Genomic DNA, 21,792 nt, shown 5'->3' with positions numbered 1-21,792 from the left:
TTTGTCGCACCCACCCCGACGGCCACCTTGGTGCAGTACCGTCACCCTGGTCTTCGTCGAGAACCCACTGGGAGTCGCGTCATGTTGCTCAATCCCAACCACCTGCAACGTCAGTACCCGGACCGCCGCTCGGGGGAGATCATGGCCGCGACGGTGGACTTCTTCGAGTCCCGGGGCAAGGCCCGGCTGAAGTCCGACGACCACGAACGAGTGTGGTACTCGGAGTATTTGGACCACATCGGCCGGGAGCGCATCTTCGCCTCCCTGCTGACCCCGGGCGCCTATGGCGCCTCGGATGACTGCCGCTGGGACACCTACCGGATCAGTGCGTTCGCCGAGATCGTCGGCTTCTACGGGCTGAACTACTGGTATCCCTTCCAGGTCACCGCCCTGGGCCTGGGCCCGATCTGGATGAGCGCCAACGAGGACGCCAAGCGCAAGGCCGCCGCGCTGCTCGAGGCGGGGGAGGTCTTCGCCTTCGGCCTGTCGGAGCAGACGCACGGCGCGGACGTCTACCAGACCGACATGAACCTGACGCCGAAAGGCGGGGGCTGGACGGCCACCGGGGAGAAGTACTACATCGGCAACGCCAACGTGGCCCGGATGGTCTCCACCTTCGGCAAGTTCGCCGGCACCGACGAGTACGTGTTCTTCGCCGCCGACTCGCAGCACGACCGCTACGACGTCATCAAGAACGTGGTGAATTCGCAGAACTTCGTCGCCAACTACGCGCTACGCGACTACCCGGTTACCGAGGCCGACATCCTGCACCGCGGCCCCGGCGCCTTCCACGCCGCCCTCAACACCGTCAACGTCTGCAAGTACAACCTCGGCTGGGGCGCGGTCGGCATGTGTACCCACGCGATGTACGAGGCGGTCACCCACGCGTCCAACCGCATCCTGTACGGGACCGTCGTCACCGACTTCACCCACGTGCGGCGGCTGCTCACCGACGCCTACGCACGGCTGGTCGCGATGCGGCTGGTTGCCACCCGGGCCTGCGACTACATGCGCAGCGCGTCGGACTCTGACCGCCGCTATCTGCTGTACAGCCCGCTCACCAAGGCGAAGATCACCGGCGAGGGCGAGCGCGTGATCACCGCGCTGTGGGACGTCATTGCCGCCAAAGGGGTGGAGAAAGACACCATCTTCGAGGCGATGACACGCGAAATCGGCCTGCTGCCGCGGCTCGAGGGCACCGTGCACATCAACATCGGGCTGCTCGGCAAGTTCATGCCCAACTTCCTGTTCGCCCCCAACGGCGCGCTGCCGCTGCTCGGCCGCCGCGACGACGCCGCCGACGACACCTTCCTGTTCAACCAGGGTCCCACCGGCGGCCTGGGCAAGGTGCGCTTCCACGACTGGCGTGCGCCGTTCGACAGCTACGGGCATCTGCCCAACGTGGCGCTGCTGCGCTCGCAGATCGACGTGCTCGCCGACATGCTGGCCGGCGCCACGCCGGATGCCGCGCAGCAGAAGGACATCGACTTCGCGTTCGCCGTCGGCCAGTTGTTCGCGACGGTGCCCTACGCCCAACTCATCCTGGAGGAGGCCGGGCTGTCGGGCGTGGACGAGGGGCTGATCGACCAGATCTTCGCCGTGTTGGTCCGCGACTTCAACGCCTATGCCGTCGAACTGTCCGATAAGCCCGCGGCGACCGATGAACAGGCCCGTTTCGCGCTGCGGATGATCCGCCGGCCCGCGCACGACCCAGTGCGCTACGACCAGATTTGGAAGGACCACGTCCTGCCGCTCAACGGCGCCTACCGGATGCGCCCGTAGCCCAGGGCCTTCCATTTAGCTGCACACGTCGAGCGCGAGTGTGCGGCCGGTCGCACATTGGAGCCTGAGTGTGCGGCCAGCCGCACGCTCGAGCCGAGCCCCCAGACCCCTTGACTGTGAGTTGAATCACAGTAGGATGACCAGTGGTCATTCAATTTAGGAGGGGTGTTGCCGACGGTCACCTGGGCGCGCGTCGACCCCGCTCGTCGCGCAGCGATCATCGACGCCGCGGAGTCGGAGTTCGGGGCGCACGGGTTCTCCCGGGGCAGCCTGAACGTCATCGCGCGCCGCGCCGGGGTTGCCAAGGGCAGCCTGTTTCAGTACTTCGCGGACAAGCGCGACCTGTACGCGTTCATCGCCGACATCGGCAGCCAGCGGGTCCGCGCCTACATGGAGGACCGCATCCGCGAACTCGACCCGAGCCGGCCCTTCTTCGACTTCCTCACCGACTGGCTCGACGCGTGGGTGGCCTACTTCGCGGACCATCCGCACGAACGCGCGCTGCACGCCGCGGCGACCCTGGAAGTCGACACCGAAGCGCGCGTCAGCGTGCAGAACGTCATCCACCGTCACTACCTGGAAGTGATGCGCCCGCTGGTCCGCGACGCGCACGTCCGCGGCGACCTGCGTGCCGATTGCGATACCGACGCGCTGTTGTCGTTGCTGCTGTTGATCTTTCCGCACCTGGCGCTGGCGCCCTACATGCGCGGCCTGGATCCGGTACTGGGGCTCGACGAACCCACGCCGGAGCAACCCGCGCTGGCCGTGCGCCGGCTCGTCGCGGTGCTGGCGGCCGCGTTCTCGGCGTCACCGATCAGCCCGTCACCGATCAGCCCAGCCCCCAAACGATCTGAGGAGGTCACATGAACCGCACCCACATAGCCTCGATGGCCGAGGGCGGCCTCAACTGGGATAGCTTGCCGCTCAAGCTGTTTGCGGGAGGGAACGCGAAATTCTGGAATCCGGCCGACATCGACTTCTCCCGCGATCGGGAGGACTGGGAACGCCTCACAGACGACGAACGCAGCTACGCGACCCGGCTGTGTGCCGAGTTCATCGCCGGCGAGGAGTCGGTGACCCAGGACATCCAGCCCTTCATGGCCGCGATGCGCGCCGAAGGCCGGCTCGGCGACGAGATGTATCTGACGCAGTTCGCCTTCGAGGAGGCCAAGCACGTCCAGGTGTTCCGCATGTGGCTCGACGCCGTCGGCATCACCGAGGACCTGCACAACTTCCTCGATGACGTCCCGACCTACCGCACGATCTTCTACGAGGAGCTGCCGGACTGCCTGAACGCGCTGACGGTCGATCCGTCGCCCGCCGCCCAGGTGCGGGCCTCGGTGACCTACAACCACATGGTCGAAGGCATGCTGGCGCTGACCGGCTACTTCGGCTGGCACAAGATCTGCGTGGAACGCGGCATCCTTCCCGGCATGCAGGAGCTGGTGCGGCGCATCGGCGACGACGAGCGGCGGCACATGGCGTGGGGCACCTTTACCTGCCGGCGCCACGTCGCCGCCGACGACGCCAACTGGGGCGTCTTCGAGGCGCGGATGAACGAGCTGATGCCCCTCGGGCTGCGGCTGATCGAAGAGGGTTTCGCCCTCTACGACCCGATGCCGTTCGACCTGTCGGTGGACGAGTTCATGCAGTACGCCGCGGACAAGGGGATGCGACGCTTCGGCACCATCTCCAGCGCCCGGGGGCGCCCCCTGGGCGAGATCGACCTCGACTACTCGCCGCTGCAGCTCGAGGACACCTTCGCCGACGAGGACGAGCGGGCGCTGGCCGGCGTCTAACGGCGCGGCAGGCTAGCCCACCCACACGGTCTTGGCGTTGACGAACGCGCGAATGCCCAGGCCCGCGAGCTCGCGTCCGTACCCGGACCGCTTGACGCCGCCGAACCCCAATTCGGGGTAGGACACCGTCATCCCATTGATGAAGACCTGGCCGGCCTCGATGTCGTCGATGAAGCGCCGCTGCTCGGCCTCGTCGTTGGTCCAGGCGTTGGACCCCAGGCCGAACGTGGTGGCGTTGGCGATCTCGATGGCCTCGTCGATGTCGGCCGCCCGGTACATCGACGCGACCGGTCCGAACACCTCCTCGGTGTAGAGCGCCATGTCCTTGGTGATGTCGGTGACCACGGTCGGCGGGTAGAACCAGCCGGGCCGGTCGATGGGCTTGCCGCCGAGGCGAATGGTGGCGCCCGCCGCGGCGGCGTCGTCGACCTGCTTGGCGATCTCGTCGCGGCCCGACTCGGTGGCCAGCGGCCCCACGTCGGTGTCGGGGTCCGTGGGGTCGCCGATGGTCAGGGCCTCCATCTGCTCGGTGAATTTGTCGACGAACTCGTCGTAGATGTCGGTGTGGATGATGAACCGCTTCGCGGCGATGCAGGACTGGCCGTTGTTCTGCACCCGCGCGGTGACCGCGGTCTTGGCGGCCTCGTCCAGGTCCGCCGACGGCATCACGATGAACGGGTCGCTACCGCCGAGTTCGAGCACGGTCGGCTTGATCTCGTCGCCCGCGATGGCCGCCACCGACTGGCCGGCCGGCTCGCTGCCGGTCAGGGTCGCCGCCGCGACCCGGGGATCGCGCAGGATGCGCTCGACCGCGCTGGAGGAGACGAGCAGGGTTTGGAAACACCCCTCGGGGAATCCACCGCGGGCGATGACGTCGGCGAGATAAAGCGCGCTCTGCGGAACGTTCGACGCGTGCTTGAGGATCCCGACGTTGCCGGCCATCAGGGCCGGTGCGGCGAACCGCACAGCCTGCCACAACGGGAAGTTCCACGGCATCACCGCCAGCACCACCCCGAGCGGCTGGTAGCGGATGTAGGCCGTCTTCGCGCCCACCGCCTTCGCGTCGGCCGGTTCGTCGGCGAGCAGCTGTTCGGCGTTCTCGGCGTAGTAACGAAAACCCTTGGCGCACTTGAGCGCTTCCGCTTTGGCCGATTTCAGCGTCTTGCCCATTTCCAGCGTCATCATGGCGGCGACCTCGTCGGCCTCGGCCTCGAGCAGGTCGGCGGTGGCGTTTGCCCACTGCGCGCGCTGGGCAAACGTGGTGTTGTGGCGGTAGTCGAGGAAGCGCTCATAGGCGCGGGCGATCGCGGCGTCGACCTCCTGATCGGTGGCCGCGGTGAAGGTCTTCACTGTCTCGCCGGTAGCCGGGTTCGTGGTGGCGATGGGCACGGCGGCCCTCCTTCATCGATTGCTTGGTTGCGGAAAGTCCAACATCTAGCCTGCCACTATCGTTCCCCCGAGGGAGGTGTCGGATGAGCACAGCCGCCGAGATGATCGTCAAGTGCCTGGAAAACGAGGGTGTTTCTGTCGTGTTCGGGGTGCCTGGCGAGGAGAACATCCGGTTGGTGCAGGCGCTGGCGTCGTCAAAAATCCGCTACGTGCTCACCCGGCACGAGCAGGCCGCCTCGTTCATGGCGGAGATGTACGGCAGGGTCACCGGGCGGGCCGCGGTGGTGTCGTCCACCCTGGGACCGGGCGCCATCAATATGCAACTCGGGGTGGCCGACGCCACCACCAACAGCACCCCGCTGGTCGCCATCTCCGCGCAGGTGGGCCACGACCGCGAGTTCAAGGAGTCGCACCAGTACGTCGACCTGGTGTCGATGTTCGCCCCCATCACCCGCTGGTCGGCCGGCATACCGACCGCCCGCGCCATCCCGGAGATGGTCCGCAAAGCGTTCAAGGTTGCGGAATCCGAGCGCCCGGCGGCGGTCTATCTGGCGGTTCCGGAGCATATCGACGCCGACGAGACCGACTACGACCTGGGGCCGCTGCCCCGCAACGTCGTGCGCGCCGACGCGCCGGCCCCGCGCCAGGTGGCCCGTGCCGTGGACGTCCTGCGCAACGCCAAGCGCCCGGTGCTGCTGGCCGGGCACGGCGCCGCCCGCGCCGACGCCACCAAAGCCCTGCTGCGCTTCTCCGAAGCATTCGGCATCCAGGTGGCCAACACCTTCCACGGCAAGGGTGTGATGCCCGACGACCACCCCAACAGCATCGGAACGCTGGGCTTCATGCGGCACGACTACGTCAACTTCGGATTCGACCACGCCGACGCCGTCATCGCCGTGGGCTACGAGTTGCAGGAATTCGACCCGGTGCGGATCAACCCGCAGGCCGACAAGAAGATCATCCACATCCACCGGTTCCCCGCCGAGGTCGACGCGCACTACTCGGTCGACGTGGGGATCATCGGCGACATCAGCGATTCGCTGAACGCGCTCACCGACGCGCTGTCCGGGCACACCTTCGACCACGCCGCCGATGCGCCCGGCTCGGGCCTGCTGGCCGAGGAATTCGAACGGGGCCAACAGGATTCGCGCTATCCGTTGGCGCCCGCCCGGGTGGTGGCCGACACCCGCGCCGCGCTGGGTCGCAGCGACGTCGTCCTGGTCGACACCGGTGCCACCAAGATGTGGATGGCCAGGCTCTACCCGACCTTCGAGCGCAACACCTGCTTGATTTCAAACGGGTTGTCCACCATGAGTTTTGCCCTGCCCGGTGCGCTGGGTGTCAAGCTGGCGCAGCCGGAAGCCAAGGTGCTGGCCGTCGTCGGCGACGGCGCGTTCCTGATGAACTCGCAGGAGATCGAGACCGCGGTGCGCGAGCGGATCCCGCTGGTGGTGCTGATTTGGGACGACGGCGGTTACGGCCTCATCGAATGGAAGATGGACCTCGAACTCGGGGCGCACTACTACGTGAAGTTCAACAACCCGGATGTGGTGAAATACGCGGAAAGCTTCGGCGCCAAGGGGTACCGGATCTCTCATGCCGACGAGCTGCTGCCGACGCTGCGGGCCGCACTCGACGACGACGGCATCTCGCTGATCAGTTGCCCGGTCGACTACTCCGAGAACCTGCGGCTGACCGACCGCCTCGGCGAGCTGGACGAAACGCTCTAGGTTGCGGATCGCGGCAGCACCGCGTCCCCGAACCAATCGCAGAGCAGCCTGTTTTCGACGGTTCGGCGATCTCGGCCAATATCGGGGTGAACCCGTCACTGACCATCACGGCACAGGCCGAACGGGCCGCCGCCTTCTGGCCGAACAGAGGAGACCGTGATACCCGACCCCGGTTGGGAGCCGCCCATCAACGCCTCTCGCCGGTCGAACCGGTCAAGCCGGTGGTTCCGGCCGGCGCGCCGGCGGCGTTGCGGCTGAACTGATTTGCTGCGCAGTTGACCGCCAGCACCCTTCCGCCATCCGGTGGGCATGGTCGAATGGTCCGCGCTGTCGTTGAAGGGCAGGGCTACTGCGTGACCCAGAACGGGTGCTGTACGTTCGAGAAGTTGAGACCCGGATCGCCGACGCAGCGAACGACGTCAACGGTTGCCCTCGGCTGTCCGGCCTTGGCCACCGCCGCAGCTGCGGCGGCGTCCCGCGTGGCACCCCAACCCCCGACGAACCCATGACCGTTGTCGGAGAGGGCCACGCAGCCGCCCACTCCCTCGGCGAGAATGTGGCAGTCGGTTGAACCGTGCCTCTCGGCGCAATGGCTCATCGCATACTCTTCAACGGAACTCAGACTGGCAAGGTTGCCGCCTGCCGTGGTTTCGACAGAATGGCTGGAGTCAGAACCGGCGACCACGATATAGCCGTTCGCCGCCTGCGCCGGGGCTGCCAGTCCGACAGCGCAGGCGGCTGAGATGAACGCGGATGCAACAAGTTTGGACATATGTTTTCTCTCGAATAGAATGCGAAAGCTGACGGTCTTGCGCGAGGCGAGTTCGCTGACCGGAGCGGGCTCACACCGAAAAGGCTCGGACAGCGCCGTCCGCGCCACCTTCGAACGCCACGTTGGATAGCGTCGAACTGTTACGATCCCGGCTCGACGCCGAGTTGGCTAGCTGGTTAACGGAGCGTTGACAGCGCCGTAGCAAATGTTTACCGGCTGTCGAGACATGGTCGAATGGTTCATGCTGTTCCGTCAGCTCGAGTACTTCGTCGCGCTCGCCCATGAGCGCCACTTCGCGCGCGCAGCGACCGCCTGTTACGTTTCGCAGCCCGCGCTGTCGGAAGCCATCCGGAAGCTCGAATCCGAACTCAACGTTCCGCTGGTGCGGCGCGGACAGCGGTTCGAGGGCCTGACCCCCGAAGGCGAGCGGCTGGTGCCGTGGGCGCGGCGCATTCTGGCCGACCGCGACGCGCTGAAACAGGAAGTCACCGCGCTGCGGGCCGGCCTGACCGGCGAGCTGCGGCTCGGGGTGGTGCCGGCCGCCTCGACTACCGTTGCGCTGCTTACAGATCCGTTCTGTGCGGCACACCCGTTGGTGCGGGTGCAGCTCGAGGTCAACCTGCGCTCGGCCGGGATCGTGGAACGCGTCCGCAAGTTCGGCTTGGACGCGGGCATCATCTATCCGGACCAGCAGGACACGGCCGATCTGCTGGTCACCCCCCTGTACCACGAGCAGCCGGTGCTGATCGCCGCCGCCGACATGCTGGGCGACGAATCGGAAACCTTGGCGTGGCCCGACGCCGTGCAGCTACCGCTGTGCCTGCTGACCCAGGGCATGCGCGGCCGCCGCGTCATCGATGACGCGCTGGCGACCCACGATCTGCAGGTGAACCCGCAGCTGGAAACCGATTCCGTGGCCGCGCTGTTCGCCCACGTTCGCACCGGCCGGTGGGCGAGCATCGTGCCGCAACCGTGGCTGCACACGTTGGGCGTACCCGCCGGGATGAGCGTGCGGCGTTTGCGGCGCCCGTCGGTCACCGCGTTGATAGCGCTGGTAACCAACCGCGCGGAGCCGGGCTCGCTGCTGGCGCGCGCGCTGCGACGGACCGCGCGCGAGGCCCGCATCGGCGCGACGCTCAGCGAGCTGGCCTAGCCGCAGCGCCCGCGCGGTGATCGGCGCTGCCTATCAGCCGGTCGGAATCGTGTCTTGGACACCGCGGCGGGCGCGCGCGAGACTGGGGCGCGACTGCAGGTGAGAAGGAGAATCAAATGGCCAAGTGTGTGATGGTGCTCTACCCGGACCCCGTCGACGGCTATCCGCCGCGCTACGCGCGCGACAGCATCCCGACGATCCCCGGCTACCCCGACGGCAGCACCGCGCCGACCCCGTCGAAGATCGACTTCACCCCCGGTGAGCTCCTCGGCTGCGTTTCCGGGGCGCTGGGGCTGCGCAAATTCTTCGAGGATTGCGGCCACGAGTTGGTGGTGACGTCGGACAAGGAGGGTCCGGATTCGGAGTTCGAGCGCGAACTGGCCGACGCGGAAATCGTCATCTCGCAGCCGTTCTGGCCGGCCTACCTGACCAAGGAGCGAATCGCCAAGGCGCCCAAACTCAAGCTCGCGTTGACCGCCGGCATCGGTTCGGACCACGTGGATCTCGCCGTGGCCCAGGAGCGCGGGATCACGGTGGCGGAGGTGACCTACAGCAACAGCATCAGCGTCGCCGAGCACACCGTGATGCAGATCCTGGCGCTGGTGCGTAATTTCGTCCCCTCGCATCGGTGGGCGGCCGAGGGCGGCTGGAACATCGCCGATTGCGTCGAGCACGCCTACGACCTGGAGGGGATGGATGTCGGGTTGATCGCGGCCGGCCGGATCGGGCGTGCCGTGCTGCGCCGGCTGGCGCCGTTCGACGTCAACCTGCACTACACCGACACCCGCCGGCTGGCACCGGACGTGGAGAAGCAACTGAACGTCACGTTCCACCCCACGGTGGAGGAGCTGGTGCGGGCGGTCGACGTGGTCTCTATCCACTCGCCGCTGTACGACGACACCCGCAGGATGTTCAACGAGAAGCTGATCTCGACCATGCGGCGCGGCTCCTACATCGTGAACACCGCCCGCGGCGAGGAGACTGTCCCGGAGGCGATCGCGGACGCCCTGAGGTCGGGCCAGCTGGCGGGCTATGCCGGGGACGTGTGGTATCCGCAGCCGCCGCCGAAGGACCATCCATGGCGGACGATGCCGAATAATGCGATGACACCGCATGTTTCGGGCACCACATTGTCCGCTCAGGCGCGCTATGCCGCCGGCACCCGGGAGATCCTGGAGAGCTGGTTCGCCGGCACACCCATTCGGCCCGAGTACCTGATCGTCGAAGGCGGGAAGCTGGCGGGTACCGGGGCGCTGTCCTATCAGAAGTAGGGGCTCCCGGACGGTTTCAGCCGGAGCTGGTCGCCGTTGAGAGGGTCATGGGTGGCACGTATCCGCCAACCAGGGCGCGGTGCCACCATGCCCGATCACGGCGCAGCTCGGCGGGAGTGGTGAAGCGGTACTGGTAGAGCTGGGCCCGCACGAACCGGGGCGGCGAATCGGGAAAGGGGTTGTGGCGCAACAGGCGCATGGTCGGCCTGTCGTTTTCCAGCAGCCGCTGCAGGAAGGGAACCAGCCAGGGCTGCGCGTAGCCCGGCGAGATCGCGGCGAACCACATCAGCCAATCCAGGCGCAAATGGTAGGGAGCCCACTGTCGCGGCAGCCGGCGCAACGCCCCCGGCTTGCCCTTGAATTCGTACTCCTTCCAGACGGTGTGGGCGGTGACCAGCGCCTCGTCGGTGCCCTCGATCACCACCTCGCGGCGGATCCGTCCGATGCTGCCGAAGGCGCCGTAGGTGTTGACCAGATGAAATGAGTTGAACGACATGTTCATTCGCTGTCGTGATGACAACATATTGGCCAACGGCCAGTAGCTCATGAACACCACTGCGGCCGTGATCGCGACCACCACGCCGACGAACCACAGCGGCGTCACCGCCGGGCCGGCGTGCGCCGGGACGACGCCGTCGGGCAGGAGCATCGCCGCCGACGCGTCGTCGATCGCGCTGAACGCCAACAGGATCGTCACCCAGTTGAGCCAGGCGAAATTGCCCGAGGCCACCAGCCACAGCTGGGTGACGACGATGGTCGCGGCGGCGACGGATGCCACCGGCTGCGGCGCGAACAATCCGAACGGCACGATCAGCTGCGCGAAATGGTTGCCCGCCACCTCAATTCGATGCAGCGGCTTGGGGAGCTGGTGGAAGAACCAGCTCAGCGGCCCCGGCATCGGTTGCGTCTCGTGGTGGTAGTACAGACACGTCAGGTCGCGCCAGCACGGGTCGCCGCGCATCTTGATCAGTCCCGCACCGAATTCGACGCGGAACAACAGCAGCCGAACCATCCAGAGCGTCAGCAACGGTGGTGCGACGTCGTGATTGCCCAGGAAGATCATCAGGAACCCGGTCTCGAGCAGCAGCGACTCCCAGCCGAACGAGTACCAGGTCTGCCCGACGTTGACGATCGAGAGGTAGAGCACCCACACCGCCAGCCACATCGCCATCGCGGCCCACAGTGGCACCGCGTCGGCGGCCCCGGCGACGATCGCCGCCGACAGCGCCGCGCCGAACCAGGAGGCGGCCGCGAACAACCGATCGGAATAGCGCAGGTGAAAGACGCTCGGCGTGCGCCAAAAGGAATTCCTCGCCAAGAATTGCGGAATGGGCAGCATGCCGTGTTCGCCGATGAGCGCGCGGAATTGGACCGCGGCCGCGACGAACCCGAGCAGGTAAATGGCCGCGACGCCCCGCTCGAGCACCACTCTGCCCAGCCAATATTGGGGTGCGGTAAACCAATCCATGGCACCAGCTCCTCGGTGACGGTCATGACAACCCGCATTTCCAGTCAATCAGCCGGTAACCGGGTAGCCAATAGTCCGCAAACTATTCTTCGCGCCGTCCGTGCGCCCGGTCGGGGAGCGCAACCACGCAAGCGGCAAGCAGCGCAAGCGAAATGAGCGCCAGCAGCTGGACACCAGCGGAATGGCCCGCGTAACCGTCGGCCGAGCGCCATGGCTGCCGGGACAGCACCGCCCCGGCCAGGATCAGGCCGGCGGCGGTGCACGCCACGCTGAGCCGTTCCCAGCGCGGCCGGCGCAGCGCATACCGCAGGCCCAGGGCGACCCCCATCACCACCACGCCGACCCCGCCGGCGATCAACCCCGCGGCGGCCAGCGCGGGGACGGCCGCCCATGCGCCGGGCCGCCACGGCCGCGCGGGCGCGTCCGCGTCACCCTTTCTGGGGGAGCGCCACAGTGCCAGCATCGCCAACAGCGGCAGCAGGGCCAGCCCCACGGCCAGACCCGCGCGGTAGAGCGCGTTGGACGCGAACGTCAGCGTGATGGTGCCGGGGTCGCCCGGCGGCACCACCCAGCCCTGCTGCCATCCGTTGACGGCGATCGGCGTCAGGCGGGCCCCGGTGCCGGTGCGCGCCACCCAACCCGGGTTGATGCTTTCCGGGATGACGAGCACTCGGGAGGTGGCCGACGCGCCCGCCTGCACTTCACGGCTATCGGCGCTCCAGCTGCGCCATGCCGAAACACGCACGGGCCGTGCGACTTCGGCGGTCGTCGGCGCGGTCAGCTCGGCTCCGTCCACGACGAACTGGGCACCCGGGCTGATCAGTAATTCCTGCTGGCCCGCGGGCAGCGCGATCGGGTCGCGCTCGCACGGCACCGCCGCGACGGGCGCGTCATCCAGGATCGCCCCCACGGTGGTGTGGATCGCGGTGTGCACGAACCGACCCGCGACCGCGACGACGGGTCCGTGATCGCAGCCGACCGTGATCTCCCGGGTGCGGTTGCGGGCCGCGTCGGCGGGCGCGATCGGGTTGCCGCCGGCGCCCAGCGCAGCGACCTCGGCCAGGCCCGGCGGCTTGAGCTGGTCGAAACCCAGCGCGTTGCGGTCGATGACGTCTTGCCAATTCAGCAGGCTGATGGTCACGGTGCCGGTCAGCCGCGGTCGCAGTGGCACCGTCTGCACCCCGTCGGGCTGCAGCGCGGCGGCCTGCGGGCCGTCGCCCAGGTTGACGGCCACCATCGTTGGGTGGGCGGGCAACGCCGACCGGCTCGGGGTCAGCCGGACGCCGGTGACCTCGGTGGGGCGCGGCAGCGTCAGCGTCAGGGTCGGCGGGGTCTTGTGCTGCACCACCCGTTGCGGCGCCGTCCACGCGGTGGCCGGGTCGCCGTCGGTGGCCGCGTACGCCGAGCCGAGGACATCCACGGCATCCGAATCACCATGAGCGACGGTGGTATTCGGCTCCGCGATCAGGTCGGCCAGCTTCGGCCCTTCTCGCGGCCGCACCCACACTGTCGGGGTCACCGACATCGGCGCGGGCACGGTCAGCGTCCGACTGAAGTTGACCGGTTCTTCCGGGGCCAGGGACATCGACGGCGCGCAGCGCACGCCGTCGGGCGCCGCGGCGCAACCCGGTCTGCCCAGCTGCTCCGGTCCCAGGTCCCACCCGGTGATCACCGACCCCGGCGGCGGCCCGGGCACCCGCACGGTGTGCCGCAGGTCGACCTGGTGGGCGAATCCGGACGCGTCGTACTGGGTGATCGACAGGTCGGTGATGCCGAACTGCACGCCCGCGGACCCGTCGTCGGTACCGGCGGCGGTGATCCGCACCCATGGGGTCTCGCCGTAGGGGAGTGCCGCGACGAGCGGCTCGCCCGGCTCGTCGAATCGCAAAGTGGTGCTGCCGGTGGCGGTTTCGATCAGGATGCGGCGCACCTGGGCGCCGACGGCGGTGGCGCTGGGGGTCAGCGTGATCGCCGCGTTGGTCACCGGGTGGTCGAAATCGATCCGCATCCACTGACCGACGGCGGCCTGCAGCGAGTTCGACACCCAGGCGGTCGCCGAGTCCCCGTCGATCGCCGCGGCCGGAGAGTTCGCCGGTGCGACGTCGGGCATCGCGGTGGAATCCGACGACGAGCTCGACACCGTGATTCGCCCGCCGCTCCAGGCTCCGGCGACCGGGTCGGCGCCGGGGACGGGATAGTCGGGCACTCGGTTGTAGGTGTGCCGCGCGTCGCCCGGCGCCCGGACGGCCGACGAGTGTTGGTCGACCCGACCGTAATCCGTCTCCCGCGCCACCGGGGTGTCGGTGATGGTGACCCCGGCGTTCGTCGGCAGACCGGCGCCGCGCGCGTCGGCGGTCAGCACCGCAGGACCCAGCGGCGGCCGGCCCAGCAGCCGCCGCCGCTCGTCGAGACGCAGCAGCGCCTCGGGGCCGCCGTCTATTCGGGCCAGGTGGTCGACATCGACGAAATACGGTGTGGCAGGGTCTGTCTCACCGCCGACTCGATAGATCTCGACCGCCGGATAGCGCGGTCGCAGACCGCTGTCCGCGACGAAACCCGCCAGCGTGCCGGGCCCCACCGGCGCGCCGAACTGGGCGACCTTGCGCAGCCCCGGTGACCCGTCGATGGCGCGATGCACCAGGATCGGGCGCGCCGAGCGTGACGTGTCGGGATCTAGGTCGTTGCGTAATGCCACATACGAAATACCTTGGCGGGCAAGGGTATCAGCCAGCCCGGCCGAGGGCCGTCCGGCGGCGAACAAGCGCTGCACCGAATCCAGCGACCGAATGGTTTGCGGCGGCGTCAGCGGGATGGAGTCGCGCACCCCCCACGGGCTGGTGCCCAGCACCTGCAGCGGCTCGTCGTGGCTGGTGCCCCACACCTGGGTGGCGAACGGCGCACCCGGCACGACGAGCACCCGCCCGGGCATCGGCGAGCCGGTGTTGTGCTCGGTGAGCCAGTCCGCGGCCTCGTGCCAGTACTGCGGGATCGCGGTGAAGGTTCCGGGCGGGGCCAGCCGGCCAGTCCAGGCCAGCGACGTGCTCACCATCAGCGCGGTGATCACCACGATCGCGGCGGCCAGCCGCTTGTCGCGCTCCGGATGCGCAAAAGCCCGCAGCCACACCGAAATGGGTGCGCTGCCCGGCAGCGGTACGCGGGCCAGCAGGTGCGCGAGTCCCAGCACCACCGGGATCCTGATCACCGAGCCGAGCTTGTGCACGTTGCGCAGCGGGGCGCCGCCGGCGTCCAGAAAGGCCTGCACGGCGTGTGCCACCGGGGAGCCCAGCCCACCGCTGTAGCCGGCGGCCATCAACACCACCCCGACCAGCAGCATCGTCACCAGCCGGCCCCGCGCCGGCATGGCCCGGCCGGCCAGCCCCGCCAGTCCCGCCGCCGCGACCAGGCAGGTCCCGAGCACGGCCGCCGATCCGGTCACCAGCGGGGCGCCCGCGGTGGCGGTCGGCGCGACGTACGGGGTCCAGCTGTCGGTGCCGCGCAACATCTCGACCAGTGACGACCATTGCGTCGTCACACCGGAGGACTCGATGAAGTCCAGGAACGGAGGGCTGATGGCGCGCAGCATCACCAGCGCCATCACCCACCACAGCGTCGCCAACACCAGCGCCACCAGCCACCATCCGGTGTACCGCCACCACAACCGATTCGGCCGGTGGCAAGCCCACCAGATCACCGCCGGCAGGCAGCAGGCCACGGTCGCGATCGCGTTGACCGCGCCCATCAGCGCGACGGCCAGGCCCGCCCGCCCGGCCAGCCCCCGCACCGACCGGTCGCCGGTGGCCCGCAGGGCCAGGATCGTGGGCAGTAACACCCACGGCGCCAACATCATTGGCAATGTCTCCGACGAGATCGATCCGAGCGTAGTCAGTACCCGCGGCGACAGCGCGAATGCGACCGCGGCGATCACCCGTGACCCCGGGCTGCCGATCCGCAGCGTCTCGGCGACCCGTAACAGGCCCCAGAAGCCGATGGTGAGCAGCAGCGCCCACCACAGCCGTTGGGTGATCCAGCCCGGAACGCCCAGCGCGTGGCCGAGCAGAAAGAACGTGCCGTGCGGAAACAGGTAGCCGTAGGCCTGGTTCTGCGCCTGCCCGAACGGCAGCTCGCTGTTCCACAGATTGGTCGCCCGGACCAGAAATCGCAGGGGATTTGCGGTCAGGTCAAGCTTGGTGTCGGGGGAGATCCGGCCGGGGGATTGGACGAAGGTCAGGGCCAGCGCGACGGCGCCGACCAGCCATAACCACCGGCGCGACGCCGGCCCCGCGGTCGGGCACGAACATGAGAGCGGCGACCCGCTGCGCCCGGCTACGTCGCCACGGCCGCGCTTGCGATCGCCGCTAGCTACGGTTGCCGTACTCGACCCGGTTGAGCACTGACGACTGCGGATCGCCCCCGGGAAGTGGCGGCTTCGTGTCTTGCTGGACCATCAGCGTGATCCCGAAGATCGCAGCCGCGCCGAGCAACAGGCCAACCACAACACTCGCTGCGGCGGGCGCAACGATCCGGTTCATCGACGGCTCCTGAGTGTCGGCTTGTGGTCGCGACTTTCGACCTAGCGCCAACCTAGCAGAAGCACACCGGCCGTCCGGGGCGCCAGTCACCAGTGCAGACAGTGTCCGTGGACACAGCGGTCGCCGTATTCCACCTGATCGGGACCGGCCGGAAGCGCAGGCCGCCGTAAGGCCGGCACCTGCACCAGGCTGTGGTCGGACACGGCGAGAGTGATCCCGACGGTCGTCGCCACCCCGGCGGACAGGCCCACCGCGACGCTGACCGCTACGGCCAGGGTCAAACCGGTCATCGCTGGCTCCCTCCCTGCCAGTCCACGGGCTGGCGGCCAACGGGCGCGCAATCCCCCGATCAGCAACGATACCGGTGATGCCCCCTGGAGCCGGGCGCGAAACGCACGCCGTGAAAGCATGGCCGGATGGCATTTTCGCGCACCCTCGCCGTGCTCGCAGCCGTGTCCGTGCTGGTGGCCGGTTGTGGCCACCGCACCGCGCACCCGCCCCGTCCGTCGACTTCCACCTCGAGCAAGCCGGTGGCCGCTCCCGCGCCGCCGGTGTGCGCCGACCCCTCGGCCGTTCCGGCCACCCTGAATATCCGTGACAAGCTGGCCCAGCTGCTGATGGTGGGCGTGAAGAACGCCGACGACGCCCGGGCCGTCGTCAACGGCTACCACGTGGGCGGCATCTTCATCGGCAGCTGGACCGAGCTGTCGATCTTCAAGGGGCCACTGGCCGACATCGCGGCCAAGGCGGGACCGCTGCCGCTGGCGGTCAGTGTCGACGAGGAGGGGGGCCGGGTCTCGCGGTTGAAATCGCTGATCGGGACGTCGCCGTCGCCCCGCGAGCTGGCGCAGACGCAAACGCCGCAGCAGGTGCGCGACCTGGCCGCCGACCGCGGCAAGAAGATGCGCGAGCTGGGCATCACCGTCGACTTCGCGCCCGTCGTCGACGTCAGCGACGAGCCCGACGACGCGGTGATCGGCAACCGCTCGTTCAGCGCGGATCCGGCCACGGTCACCGAGTACGCCGGGGCCTACGCGCAGGGGCTGCGAGACGCCGGGCTGCTGCCGGTGCTCAAGCACTTCCCCGGCCACGGGCACGGCTCGGGTGACTCGCACACCGGCGGCGTCGTCACTCCGCCGCTGGACGACCTGCAGAACAGCGATCTGGTGCCGTACCGGACCCTGGTGACCACGCCCCCGGTCGGGGTCATGGTGGGCCATTTGCAGGTCCCCGGACTCACCGGCGATACCCCGGCCAGCCTGAGTCCCCAGGCGCTGCAGCTGCTGCGCAACGGCGTCGGCTACAAGGGGCCGCCGTTCACCGGGCCGGTGTTCAGCGACGACCTGTCCAGCATGGCCGCCATCTCCGACCGGTATGGGGTATCGGAGGCCGTGCTGCGTGCCCTGCGGGCCGGGATCGACGTCGCGCTGTGGGTCACCACCGACGAAGTGCCTGCGGTCTTGGACCGGTTGCAAAAGGCGGTGGAGTCCGGCGAATTGCCGGCCAACCAGGTGGACGAGTCGCTGGTGCGGGTGGCGGCGATGAAGGGGCGCAACGCGGTGTGCGGGCATTAGTGGGCGGCCCGTTACATACCCTTTAGTCAGAGAGACGGTCGGGAGAGGCGAGCGATGGCGGGTGGTACCAAGCGGTTGCCGCGTGCCGTCCGCGAGCAGCAGATGCTCGACGCCGCCGTGCAGATGTTCTCGGTCAACGGCTATCACGAGACCTCGATGGACGCCATCGCCGCCGAAGCGCAGATCTCCAAGCCGATGCTGTACCTGTACTACGGCTCCAAGGAAGACCTGTTCGGCGCGTGCCTGAACCGGGAGATGGATCGGTTCATCGACGTGGTGCGCGCCGACATCGATTTCGAGCAGAGCCCCAACGACATGCTGCGCAACACGATCGCGGCGTTCATGCGCTACATCGACGCCAACCGGGCGTCCTGGATCGTGATGTACACCCAGGCCACCAGCTCGCAGGCGTTCGCCCACCTGGTTCGCGAGGGACGCGAGCAGATCATCGAACTGGTGGCCGGGCTGATGCGGGCGGGTAGCCGCAACCCGCGCTCCGAGCGCGAGCACGAGATGATGGCCGTGGCCCTGGTGGGCGCCGGTGAGGCCGTCGCCAACCGCCTCAGCACCGGCGACGTCGACGTCGACGAGGCGGCCCAGCTGATGATTGACCTGTTCTGGTACGGACTGAAGGGTTCGCCCGCGGAGCGGGAAGCGGCCGCGGCCCAGTCGGATGTGGGCGACGCCGACTAGGCCTACATTCGTTCCGTGGCCCGCATGAGCGCCCCCGGCCCGGACCGCGGCAATCTCGACTTCTTCTGCGGGGTACTCATCGTCGGCTTGCTCGCCGGGGTCGCGGGATTGGCGACGACGCTCGTGCTGCGCGCCGTCCAGCACGCCACCTACAACTACAGTTTCGGCGCGCTGCTGGCGGGTGTGGCCGCCAGCAGCCCGGTCCGCCGCGTCCTCGGCCCGATGATCGGCGCGGCCCTGGCCGGCCTCGGGTGGTGGGTGTTGCGGCGACGGGCCGAGGTGCCCCCGCTGGCGCAGACCATCGCCGCCCGTGAACCCGTGCCCTGGTTTTCGTGGAGCGTCGATGCCGTGCTGCAGGTGCTGCTCGTCGGGTCGGGGGCATCGCTGGGGCGAGAAGGGGCCCCACGTCAATTCGCCGCGGCGTTAAGCGATTTGGGGACCGGGTGGCTCAAGCGGCTCACGCCGGGTGACCGCGAGGTGCTGCTGGCGTGTGCGGCGGGGGCCGGGTTGGGCGCGGTGTATGCGGTCCCGTTGGCCGGCGCGCTGTTCTCGGTCCGGATCCTGCTCGGCACCTGGCGGCCTCGCGCGGTGGGCGCGGCGTTTCTCTCCTCGGGCCTGGCGGTCGCCGTCGGTTCGGCCATCACCCGGGATCAGCCCAACCTGCAGTGGCCGATCGAGGAGTCGACGTATCTGCTGACCGCGCACGGATTACTGCTGGCGCCAGTCACTCTCGCGGTGGGACTGGCCTTCAACTGGTTGATGGCCGCGGTACGCCCGGCCCACCAACCGCGGACCCCGCTGCTGATCCCCGCTCTCGCGGGGGCGGGCTTGGTGATGGGGATCTGCTCGCACTGGTGGCCCGAGTTGCCCGGCAACGGCCGAAGCATCCTGACCGTCAGCCTGGCCAGCGGCATGACCTTGCTGTCGGCGCTGGCGATTCTGGCGCTGAAACCCCTACTGACCGCGCTGTTTCTGCGGGCCGGTGGGGCCGGTGGGTTGCTCACGCCCTCGCTGGCGACGGGCGCAGCGACCGGGGCGGCGCTGGTCCTGACGATCAACTGGGCGACCGGGACGCACCTGCACGTGCCCGCGGTGTCGCTGGCCGGCGCCGCGGGCGTGCTTGCGGTGACGCAGGGCTCACCGATCTGGGCGGCGATCTTCGTCTGGGAACTCGCCCGGCCGCCGCTGTGGCTGTTCGGGCTCTTCCTGCTGACCGCGACCGGCGCCCACGGTTTGAAAGTGCTTGCCCGGGGCCCGAGTACAACCCATGCGGGCTAGCGGCTCGCCGCCGTCGGCACTAAAGCGGCCGGAGGGTGCCGGTGACGTGCGGGTAGCCCTTGGCGATGTTGCGCAGCGATATGTCCCAGCCGCCGTCGCGTTCGTCGATGTAGAGCCCCGCGGTCGCGGGTAGCACGAGCGGCTTGCCGAACCGCACCGAATAGCGCACCGCGTCGGGGATCTGCGCTTCGATATTGGCTAAAACCGCTGCAGCGCTGAACATTCCGTGCGCAATCACCGTCGGGAAGCCGAACAGTTTGGCCGCGACCGAGTTGGTGTGGATCGGGTTGTGATCGCCGCCGACGTCGGCGTAGCGCCGGATCAGCGCCGGGCTGATGCGCAGCACGGTGGACGGCGGCGGCAGCTTCGGCTGCTTTTGCGGAGGCGGCTTGGGTTCGTCGGACAGGCTGGTTCGCTGCTGGTGCAGGAAGGTCGTCACCTGATGCCAGGCGATGTCCTGAAAATCACCGCCGACGCCGACGTCGGTCACCAAATCGACCAGCAGGCCCTTGCGGTGCTCGCGCAGGTTCTCCGCATGCACGCGCACACCGACCGTGTCGGTGACCGCGATCGGGCGGTACTGCGTGATGTGGTTCTCGGTGTGCACCGATCCCATTGCGGCGAACGGGAAGTCGAAACCTGTCACCAGCGACATCAGCGCCGGGAAGGTCAGCGCGAACGGGTAGGTCAGCGGCACGTGGTTGCCGTAGCGCAAGCCGGTGACCCCCGCGTACTCGGCCACCTTCGCGCGGTCGATCGGCAGTTCATCGATGGTCACCGTGCGGGTCGGCACGTCGCCGCTGCGGGACACCACCGGAAGTGCCCCGGCGGCCGCGCGCAGCATGTTCTTCAGGCCGCTTGGCTGGTTCATGAAACTCTCCTTGACCGCCTGTTCCTCTATGCGCCCAGCATGGCCTGGCCGCAGACGCGAATGACGTTACCCGTCACCGCATTTGACGCCGGGCTGGCGAAGTAGGCGATGGTTTCGGCGACGTCCACCGGCTGCCCGCCTTGCAGCAGCGAGTTCATCCGGCGTCCGACCTCGCGGGTGGCCAGCGGGATAGCGGCCGTCATCTGGGTTTCGATGAAGCCCGGCGCGACGGCGTTGATCGTGATGCCCTTGCCGTACAGCTCCGGCGCCAGCGACTGGGTGAGGCCGATCATCCCGGCCTTCGTCGTGGCGTAATTGGTCTGGCCGCGGTTGCCGGCGATGCCGGCCATCGACGACAGGCCGATCACCCGGCCGCCCTCGCCGAGCGCGCCGTTGGCCACCAATCCTTCGGTAAGGCGCAGCGGCGCAAGCAGATTCACCGCGATCACGGCATCCCAGCGGGCATCGTCCATGTTGGCCAGCAGCTTGTCGCGGGTGATGCCCGCATTGTTGACCAGCACGTCGGCGCGGCCGCCGTGGTGCTCACGCAGGTGCTCGGTGATCTTGTCGACGGCGTCGGAGGCGGTGACGTCCAGCCACAACGCGGTGCCCCCGACCCGGCTGGCCGTCTCTGCCAGCGCCTCGGCGGCCGACTCCACGTCGATTGCGACCACCCGGGCGCCGTCGCGGGCGAACACCTCGGCGATCGTCGCGCCGATTCCCCGGGCCGCGCCGGTCACGATGGCGACCTTCCCGTCCAGCGGGCGCTCCCAGTCGGCCGGGGGCGTGGAGTCCGCCTCGCCGACGTAGAAGACCTGCCCGTCGACGTACGCGGACTTGGCCGACAGGATGAACCGCATCGTGGATTCCAGGCCCGTCGCGGCCGGTTTGGCGTCCGGGGACAGGTAGACGAGGGCCACCGTGCCGCCGTTGCGCAACTCCTTGCCCAGCGAACGGGTGAAGCCCTCCAGCGCGCGCTGCGCGATCCGCTCGTGCGGGTCGGCGACGGCATCGGGGGTGGTGCCGACCACCACCACGCGCGCGGAATGGCCCAGGTTGCGCAGCAGGGGAGTGAAGAACTCGTACAACCCCCTGAGTCCCTCGGGCGTGGTGATGCCGGTGGCATCGAACACCAGGCCGCCGAACTTGTCGGCCCATCGACCGCCCAGGTTGTTGCCCACCAGGTCGTAGTCGGCGTCCAGCGCCGCGCGCAACGGTTCGACGACCCTGCCCTCACCGCCGATCAGCAGGGCCCCGGCCAGTGGCGGTTCGCCGGCGCGGTAGCGGCGCAGCGTCTCGGGTTGGGGAACGCCGAGTTGCTTGGCGAGAAACGATCCAGGACCGGAATTGACGATCTGAGAGAACAGATCGGACGAAACCTTCGGAGCCACCGAGCTACCTTCCATGTTTCTTTCGAAGTCGGGGTATGCCGTACAAGCACAACCGTATCGAGAACGAACTTACTGCAGAGTAAGAACAGTGG

The 21,792-nt window shown here is 68.5% G+C and carries 17 protein-coding genes and 1 pseudogene; 10 read left to right on the top strand and 8 right to left on the bottom strand.

Features of this window, described 5'->3' with window-relative positions:
* Window positions 1–81: 81 nt before the first annotated feature.
* From OQ789_RS07965 to OQ789_RS07955, 3 genes are all read left to right on the top strand, one after another.
* On the top strand, window positions 82–1,782 hold the full coding sequence (locus OQ789_RS07965) for an acyl-CoA dehydrogenase (protein WP_324684782.1): 1,701 nt from the start codon (window positions 82–84) through the stop codon (window positions 1,780–1,782).
* Between the two features lie 168 nt (window positions 1,783–1,950).
* On the top strand, window positions 1,951–2,649 hold the full coding sequence (locus OQ789_RS07960) for a TetR/AcrR family transcriptional regulator (RefSeq protein ID WP_324684779.1): 699 nt from the start codon (window positions 1,951–1,953) through the stop codon (window positions 2,647–2,649).
* A complete protein-coding gene (locus tag OQ789_RS07955; RefSeq protein ID WP_324684778.1) occupies window positions 2,646–3,581 on the top strand; it encodes a R2-like ligand-binding oxidase in 936 nt (311 codons plus the stop codon). The genes OQ789_RS07960 and OQ789_RS07955 overlap by 4 nt, the downstream gene beginning before the upstream one ends.
* A gap of 12 nt (window positions 3,582–3,593) precedes the next feature.
* Here the strand turns inward: OQ789_RS07955 and OQ789_RS07950 are convergent, their stop codons facing one another.
* Window positions 3,594–4,970, bottom strand: a complete 1,377-nt coding sequence (locus OQ789_RS07950; protein ID WP_324684776.1) for an NADP-dependent succinic semialdehyde dehydrogenase — start codon at window positions 4,968–4,970, stop codon at window positions 3,594–3,596.
* A gap of 83 nt (window positions 4,971–5,053) precedes the next feature.
* On the opposite strand from OQ789_RS07950, the gene OQ789_RS07945 reads away from it, so the two are divergent.
* Together OQ789_RS07945 and OQ789_RS07940 are read left to right on the top strand one after the other, a co-directional pair.
* Entirely contained in the window at window positions 5,054–6,700 is a 1,647-nt protein-coding gene (locus OQ789_RS07945) for an acetolactate synthase large subunit (RefSeq protein ID WP_324684774.1), read from the top strand.
* Between the two features lie 50 nt (window positions 6,701–6,750).
* Window positions 6,751–6,963, top strand: a pseudogene (locus OQ789_RS07940) (cholesterol oxidase); the annotation flags it as partial.
* An 83-nt stretch (window positions 6,964–7,046) separates the two neighbouring features.
* Here OQ789_RS07940 and OQ789_RS07935 read toward each other — a convergent pair.
* The gene (locus OQ789_RS07935) at window positions 7,047–7,580 is read right to left on the bottom strand and encodes a DUF4189 domain-containing protein (RefSeq protein ID WP_324684773.1); all 534 of its coding nucleotides are present in this window, start codon (window positions 7,578–7,580) and stop codon (window positions 7,047–7,049) included.
* Window positions 7,581–7,713: 133 nt separating this feature from the next.
* Between OQ789_RS07935 and OQ789_RS07930 the strand changes: the two genes are divergently transcribed.
* Both OQ789_RS07930 and OQ789_RS07925 read left to right on the top strand, forming a co-directional pair.
* Window positions 7,714–8,625 (top strand): LysR family transcriptional regulator, encoded by a 912-nt coding sequence (locus tag OQ789_RS07930; RefSeq protein WP_324685057.1) that lies wholly within the window; start codon window positions 7,714–7,716, stop codon window positions 8,623–8,625.
* Window positions 8,626–8,741: 116 nt separating this feature from the next.
* On the top strand, window positions 8,742–9,896 hold the full coding sequence (locus OQ789_RS07925; RefSeq protein WP_324684771.1) for an NAD-dependent formate dehydrogenase: 1,155 nt from the start codon (window positions 8,742–8,744) through the stop codon (window positions 9,894–9,896).
* Between the two features lie 16 nt (window positions 9,897–9,912).
* Here OQ789_RS07925 and OQ789_RS07920 read toward each other — a convergent pair whose 3' ends face one another.
* The 4 genes from OQ789_RS07920 to OQ789_RS07905 all read right to left on the bottom strand — a co-directional run bounded on the left by OQ789_RS07920 (window position 9,913) and on the right by OQ789_RS07905 (window position 16,183).
* On the bottom strand, window positions 9,913–11,364 hold the full coding sequence (locus OQ789_RS07920) for a lipase maturation factor family protein (protein WP_324684770.1): 1,452 nt from the start codon (window positions 11,362–11,364) through the stop codon (window positions 9,913–9,915).
* 82 nt (window positions 11,365–11,446) lie between these two features.
* Window positions 11,447–15,616, bottom strand: a complete 4,170-nt coding sequence (locus tag OQ789_RS07915) for an alpha-(1->3)-arabinofuranosyltransferase domain-containing protein (RefSeq protein WP_324685055.1) — start codon at window positions 15,614–15,616, stop codon at window positions 11,447–11,449.
* A gap of 103 nt (window positions 15,617–15,719) precedes the next feature.
* A complete protein-coding gene (locus OQ789_RS07910) occupies window positions 15,720–15,893 on the bottom strand; it encodes a DUF2613 domain-containing protein (RefSeq protein ID WP_007769006.1) in 174 nt (57 codons plus the stop codon).
* An 86-nt stretch (window positions 15,894–15,979) separates the two neighbouring features.
* Complete coding sequence (locus OQ789_RS07905; protein ID WP_324684764.1) at window positions 15,980–16,183, bottom strand: DUF2613 family protein; 204 nt, start codon at window positions 16,181–16,183, stop codon at window positions 15,980–15,982.
* Window positions 16,184–16,309: 126 nt separating this feature from the next.
* On the opposite strand from OQ789_RS07905, the gene OQ789_RS07900 reads away from it, so the two are divergent.
* Genes OQ789_RS07900 through OQ789_RS07890 form a run of 3 tightly spaced genes read left to right on the top strand, consistent with a single transcriptional unit; the run spans window position 16,310 to window position 19,438 of the window.
* Window positions 16,310–17,467 carry a glycoside hydrolase family 3 N-terminal domain-containing protein gene (locus OQ789_RS07900; protein WP_324684762.1) on the top strand — a complete coding sequence of 386 codons (1,158 nt, stop codon included), beginning with the start codon at window positions 16,310–16,312 and terminating at the stop codon, window positions 17,465–17,467.
* Window positions 17,468–17,521: 54 nt separating this feature from the next.
* Window positions 17,522–18,160, top strand: a complete 639-nt coding sequence (locus tag OQ789_RS07895) for a TetR/AcrR family transcriptional regulator (RefSeq protein ID WP_324684760.1) — start codon at window positions 17,522–17,524, stop codon at window positions 18,158–18,160.
* A gap of 24 nt (window positions 18,161–18,184) precedes the next feature.
* The gene (locus OQ789_RS07890) at window positions 18,185–19,438 is read left to right on the top strand and encodes a chloride channel protein (RefSeq protein ID WP_324685053.1); all 1,254 of its coding nucleotides are present in this window, start codon (window positions 18,185–18,187) and stop codon (window positions 19,436–19,438) included.
* A gap of 19 nt (window positions 19,439–19,457) precedes the next feature.
* Here the strand turns inward: OQ789_RS07890 and OQ789_RS07885 are convergent, their stop codons facing one another.
* Together OQ789_RS07885 and OQ789_RS07880 are read right to left on the bottom strand one after the other, a co-directional pair.
* Window positions 19,458–20,309, bottom strand: coding sequence for a MaoC/PaaZ C-terminal domain-containing protein (locus OQ789_RS07885; protein WP_324684758.1), 852 nt, complete (start codon window positions 20,307–20,309; stop codon window positions 19,458–19,460).
* Window positions 20,310–20,335: 26 nt separating this feature from the next.
* Window positions 20,336–21,700: a 3-oxoacyl-ACP reductase gene (locus tag OQ789_RS07880; RefSeq protein WP_324684756.1), complete on the bottom strand. Its 1,365-nt coding sequence runs from the start codon at window positions 21,698–21,700 to the stop codon at window positions 20,336–20,338.
* Between the last annotated feature and the right edge of the window lie 92 nt (window positions 21,701–21,792).

The sequence above is a fragment of the Mycobacterium sp. 94-17 genome (assembly GCF_035617725.1).
GTDB lineage: Bacteria > Actinomycetota > Actinomycetes > Mycobacteriales > Mycobacteriaceae > Mycobacterium.
Note: the sequence above shows the minus strand (reverse complement) of the source record. Positions and strands in the feature narration are given on the sequence as shown.

What these genes read in the sequence shown, in the direction of transcription:
- OQ789_RS07965 (WP_324684782.1), top strand. Translation starts at nt 82, where the DNA reads ATGTTGCTCAATCCCAACCACCTGCAACGTCAGTACCCGGACCGCCGC.
- OQ789_RS07955 (WP_324684778.1), top strand. Translation starts at nt 2,646, where the DNA reads ATGAACCGCACCCACATAGCCTCGATGGCCGAGGGCGGCCTCAACTGG.
- OQ789_RS07945 (WP_324684774.1), top strand. Translation starts at nt 5,054, where the DNA reads ATGAGCACAGCCGCCGAGATGATCGTCAAGTGCCTGGAAAACGAGGGT.
- OQ789_RS07930 (WP_324685057.1), top strand. Translation starts at nt 7,714, where the DNA reads ATGCTGTTCCGTCAGCTCGAGTACTTCGTCGCGCTCGCCCATGAGCGC.
- OQ789_RS07925 (WP_324684771.1), top strand. Translation starts at nt 8,742, where the DNA reads ATGGCCAAGTGTGTGATGGTGCTCTACCCGGACCCCGTCGACGGCTAT.
- OQ789_RS07920 (WP_324684770.1), bottom strand. Translation starts at nt 11,364, where the DNA reads ATGGATTGGTTTACCGCACCCCAATATTGGCTGGGCAGAGTGGTGCTC.
- OQ789_RS07910 (WP_007769006.1), bottom strand. Translation starts at nt 15,893, where the DNA reads ATGAACCGGATCGTTGCGCCCGCCGCAGCGAGTGTTGTGGTTGGCCTG.
- OQ789_RS07905 (WP_324684764.1), bottom strand. Translation starts at nt 16,183, where the DNA reads ATGACCGGTTTGACCCTGGCCGTAGCGGTCAGCGTCGCGGTGGGCCTG.
- OQ789_RS07900 (WP_324684762.1), top strand. Translation starts at nt 16,310, where the DNA reads ATGGCATTTTCGCGCACCCTCGCCGTGCTCGCAGCCGTGTCCGTGCTG.
- OQ789_RS07895 (WP_324684760.1), top strand. Translation starts at nt 17,522, where the DNA reads ATGGCGGGTGGTACCAAGCGGTTGCCGCGTGCCGTCCGCGAGCAGCAG.
- OQ789_RS07890 (WP_324685053.1), top strand. Translation starts at nt 18,185, where the DNA reads ATGAGCGCCCCCGGCCCGGACCGCGGCAATCTCGACTTCTTCTGCGGG.
- OQ789_RS07885 (WP_324684758.1), bottom strand. Translation starts at nt 20,309, where the DNA reads ATGAACCAGCCAAGCGGCCTGAAGAACATGCTGCGCGCGGCCGCCGGG.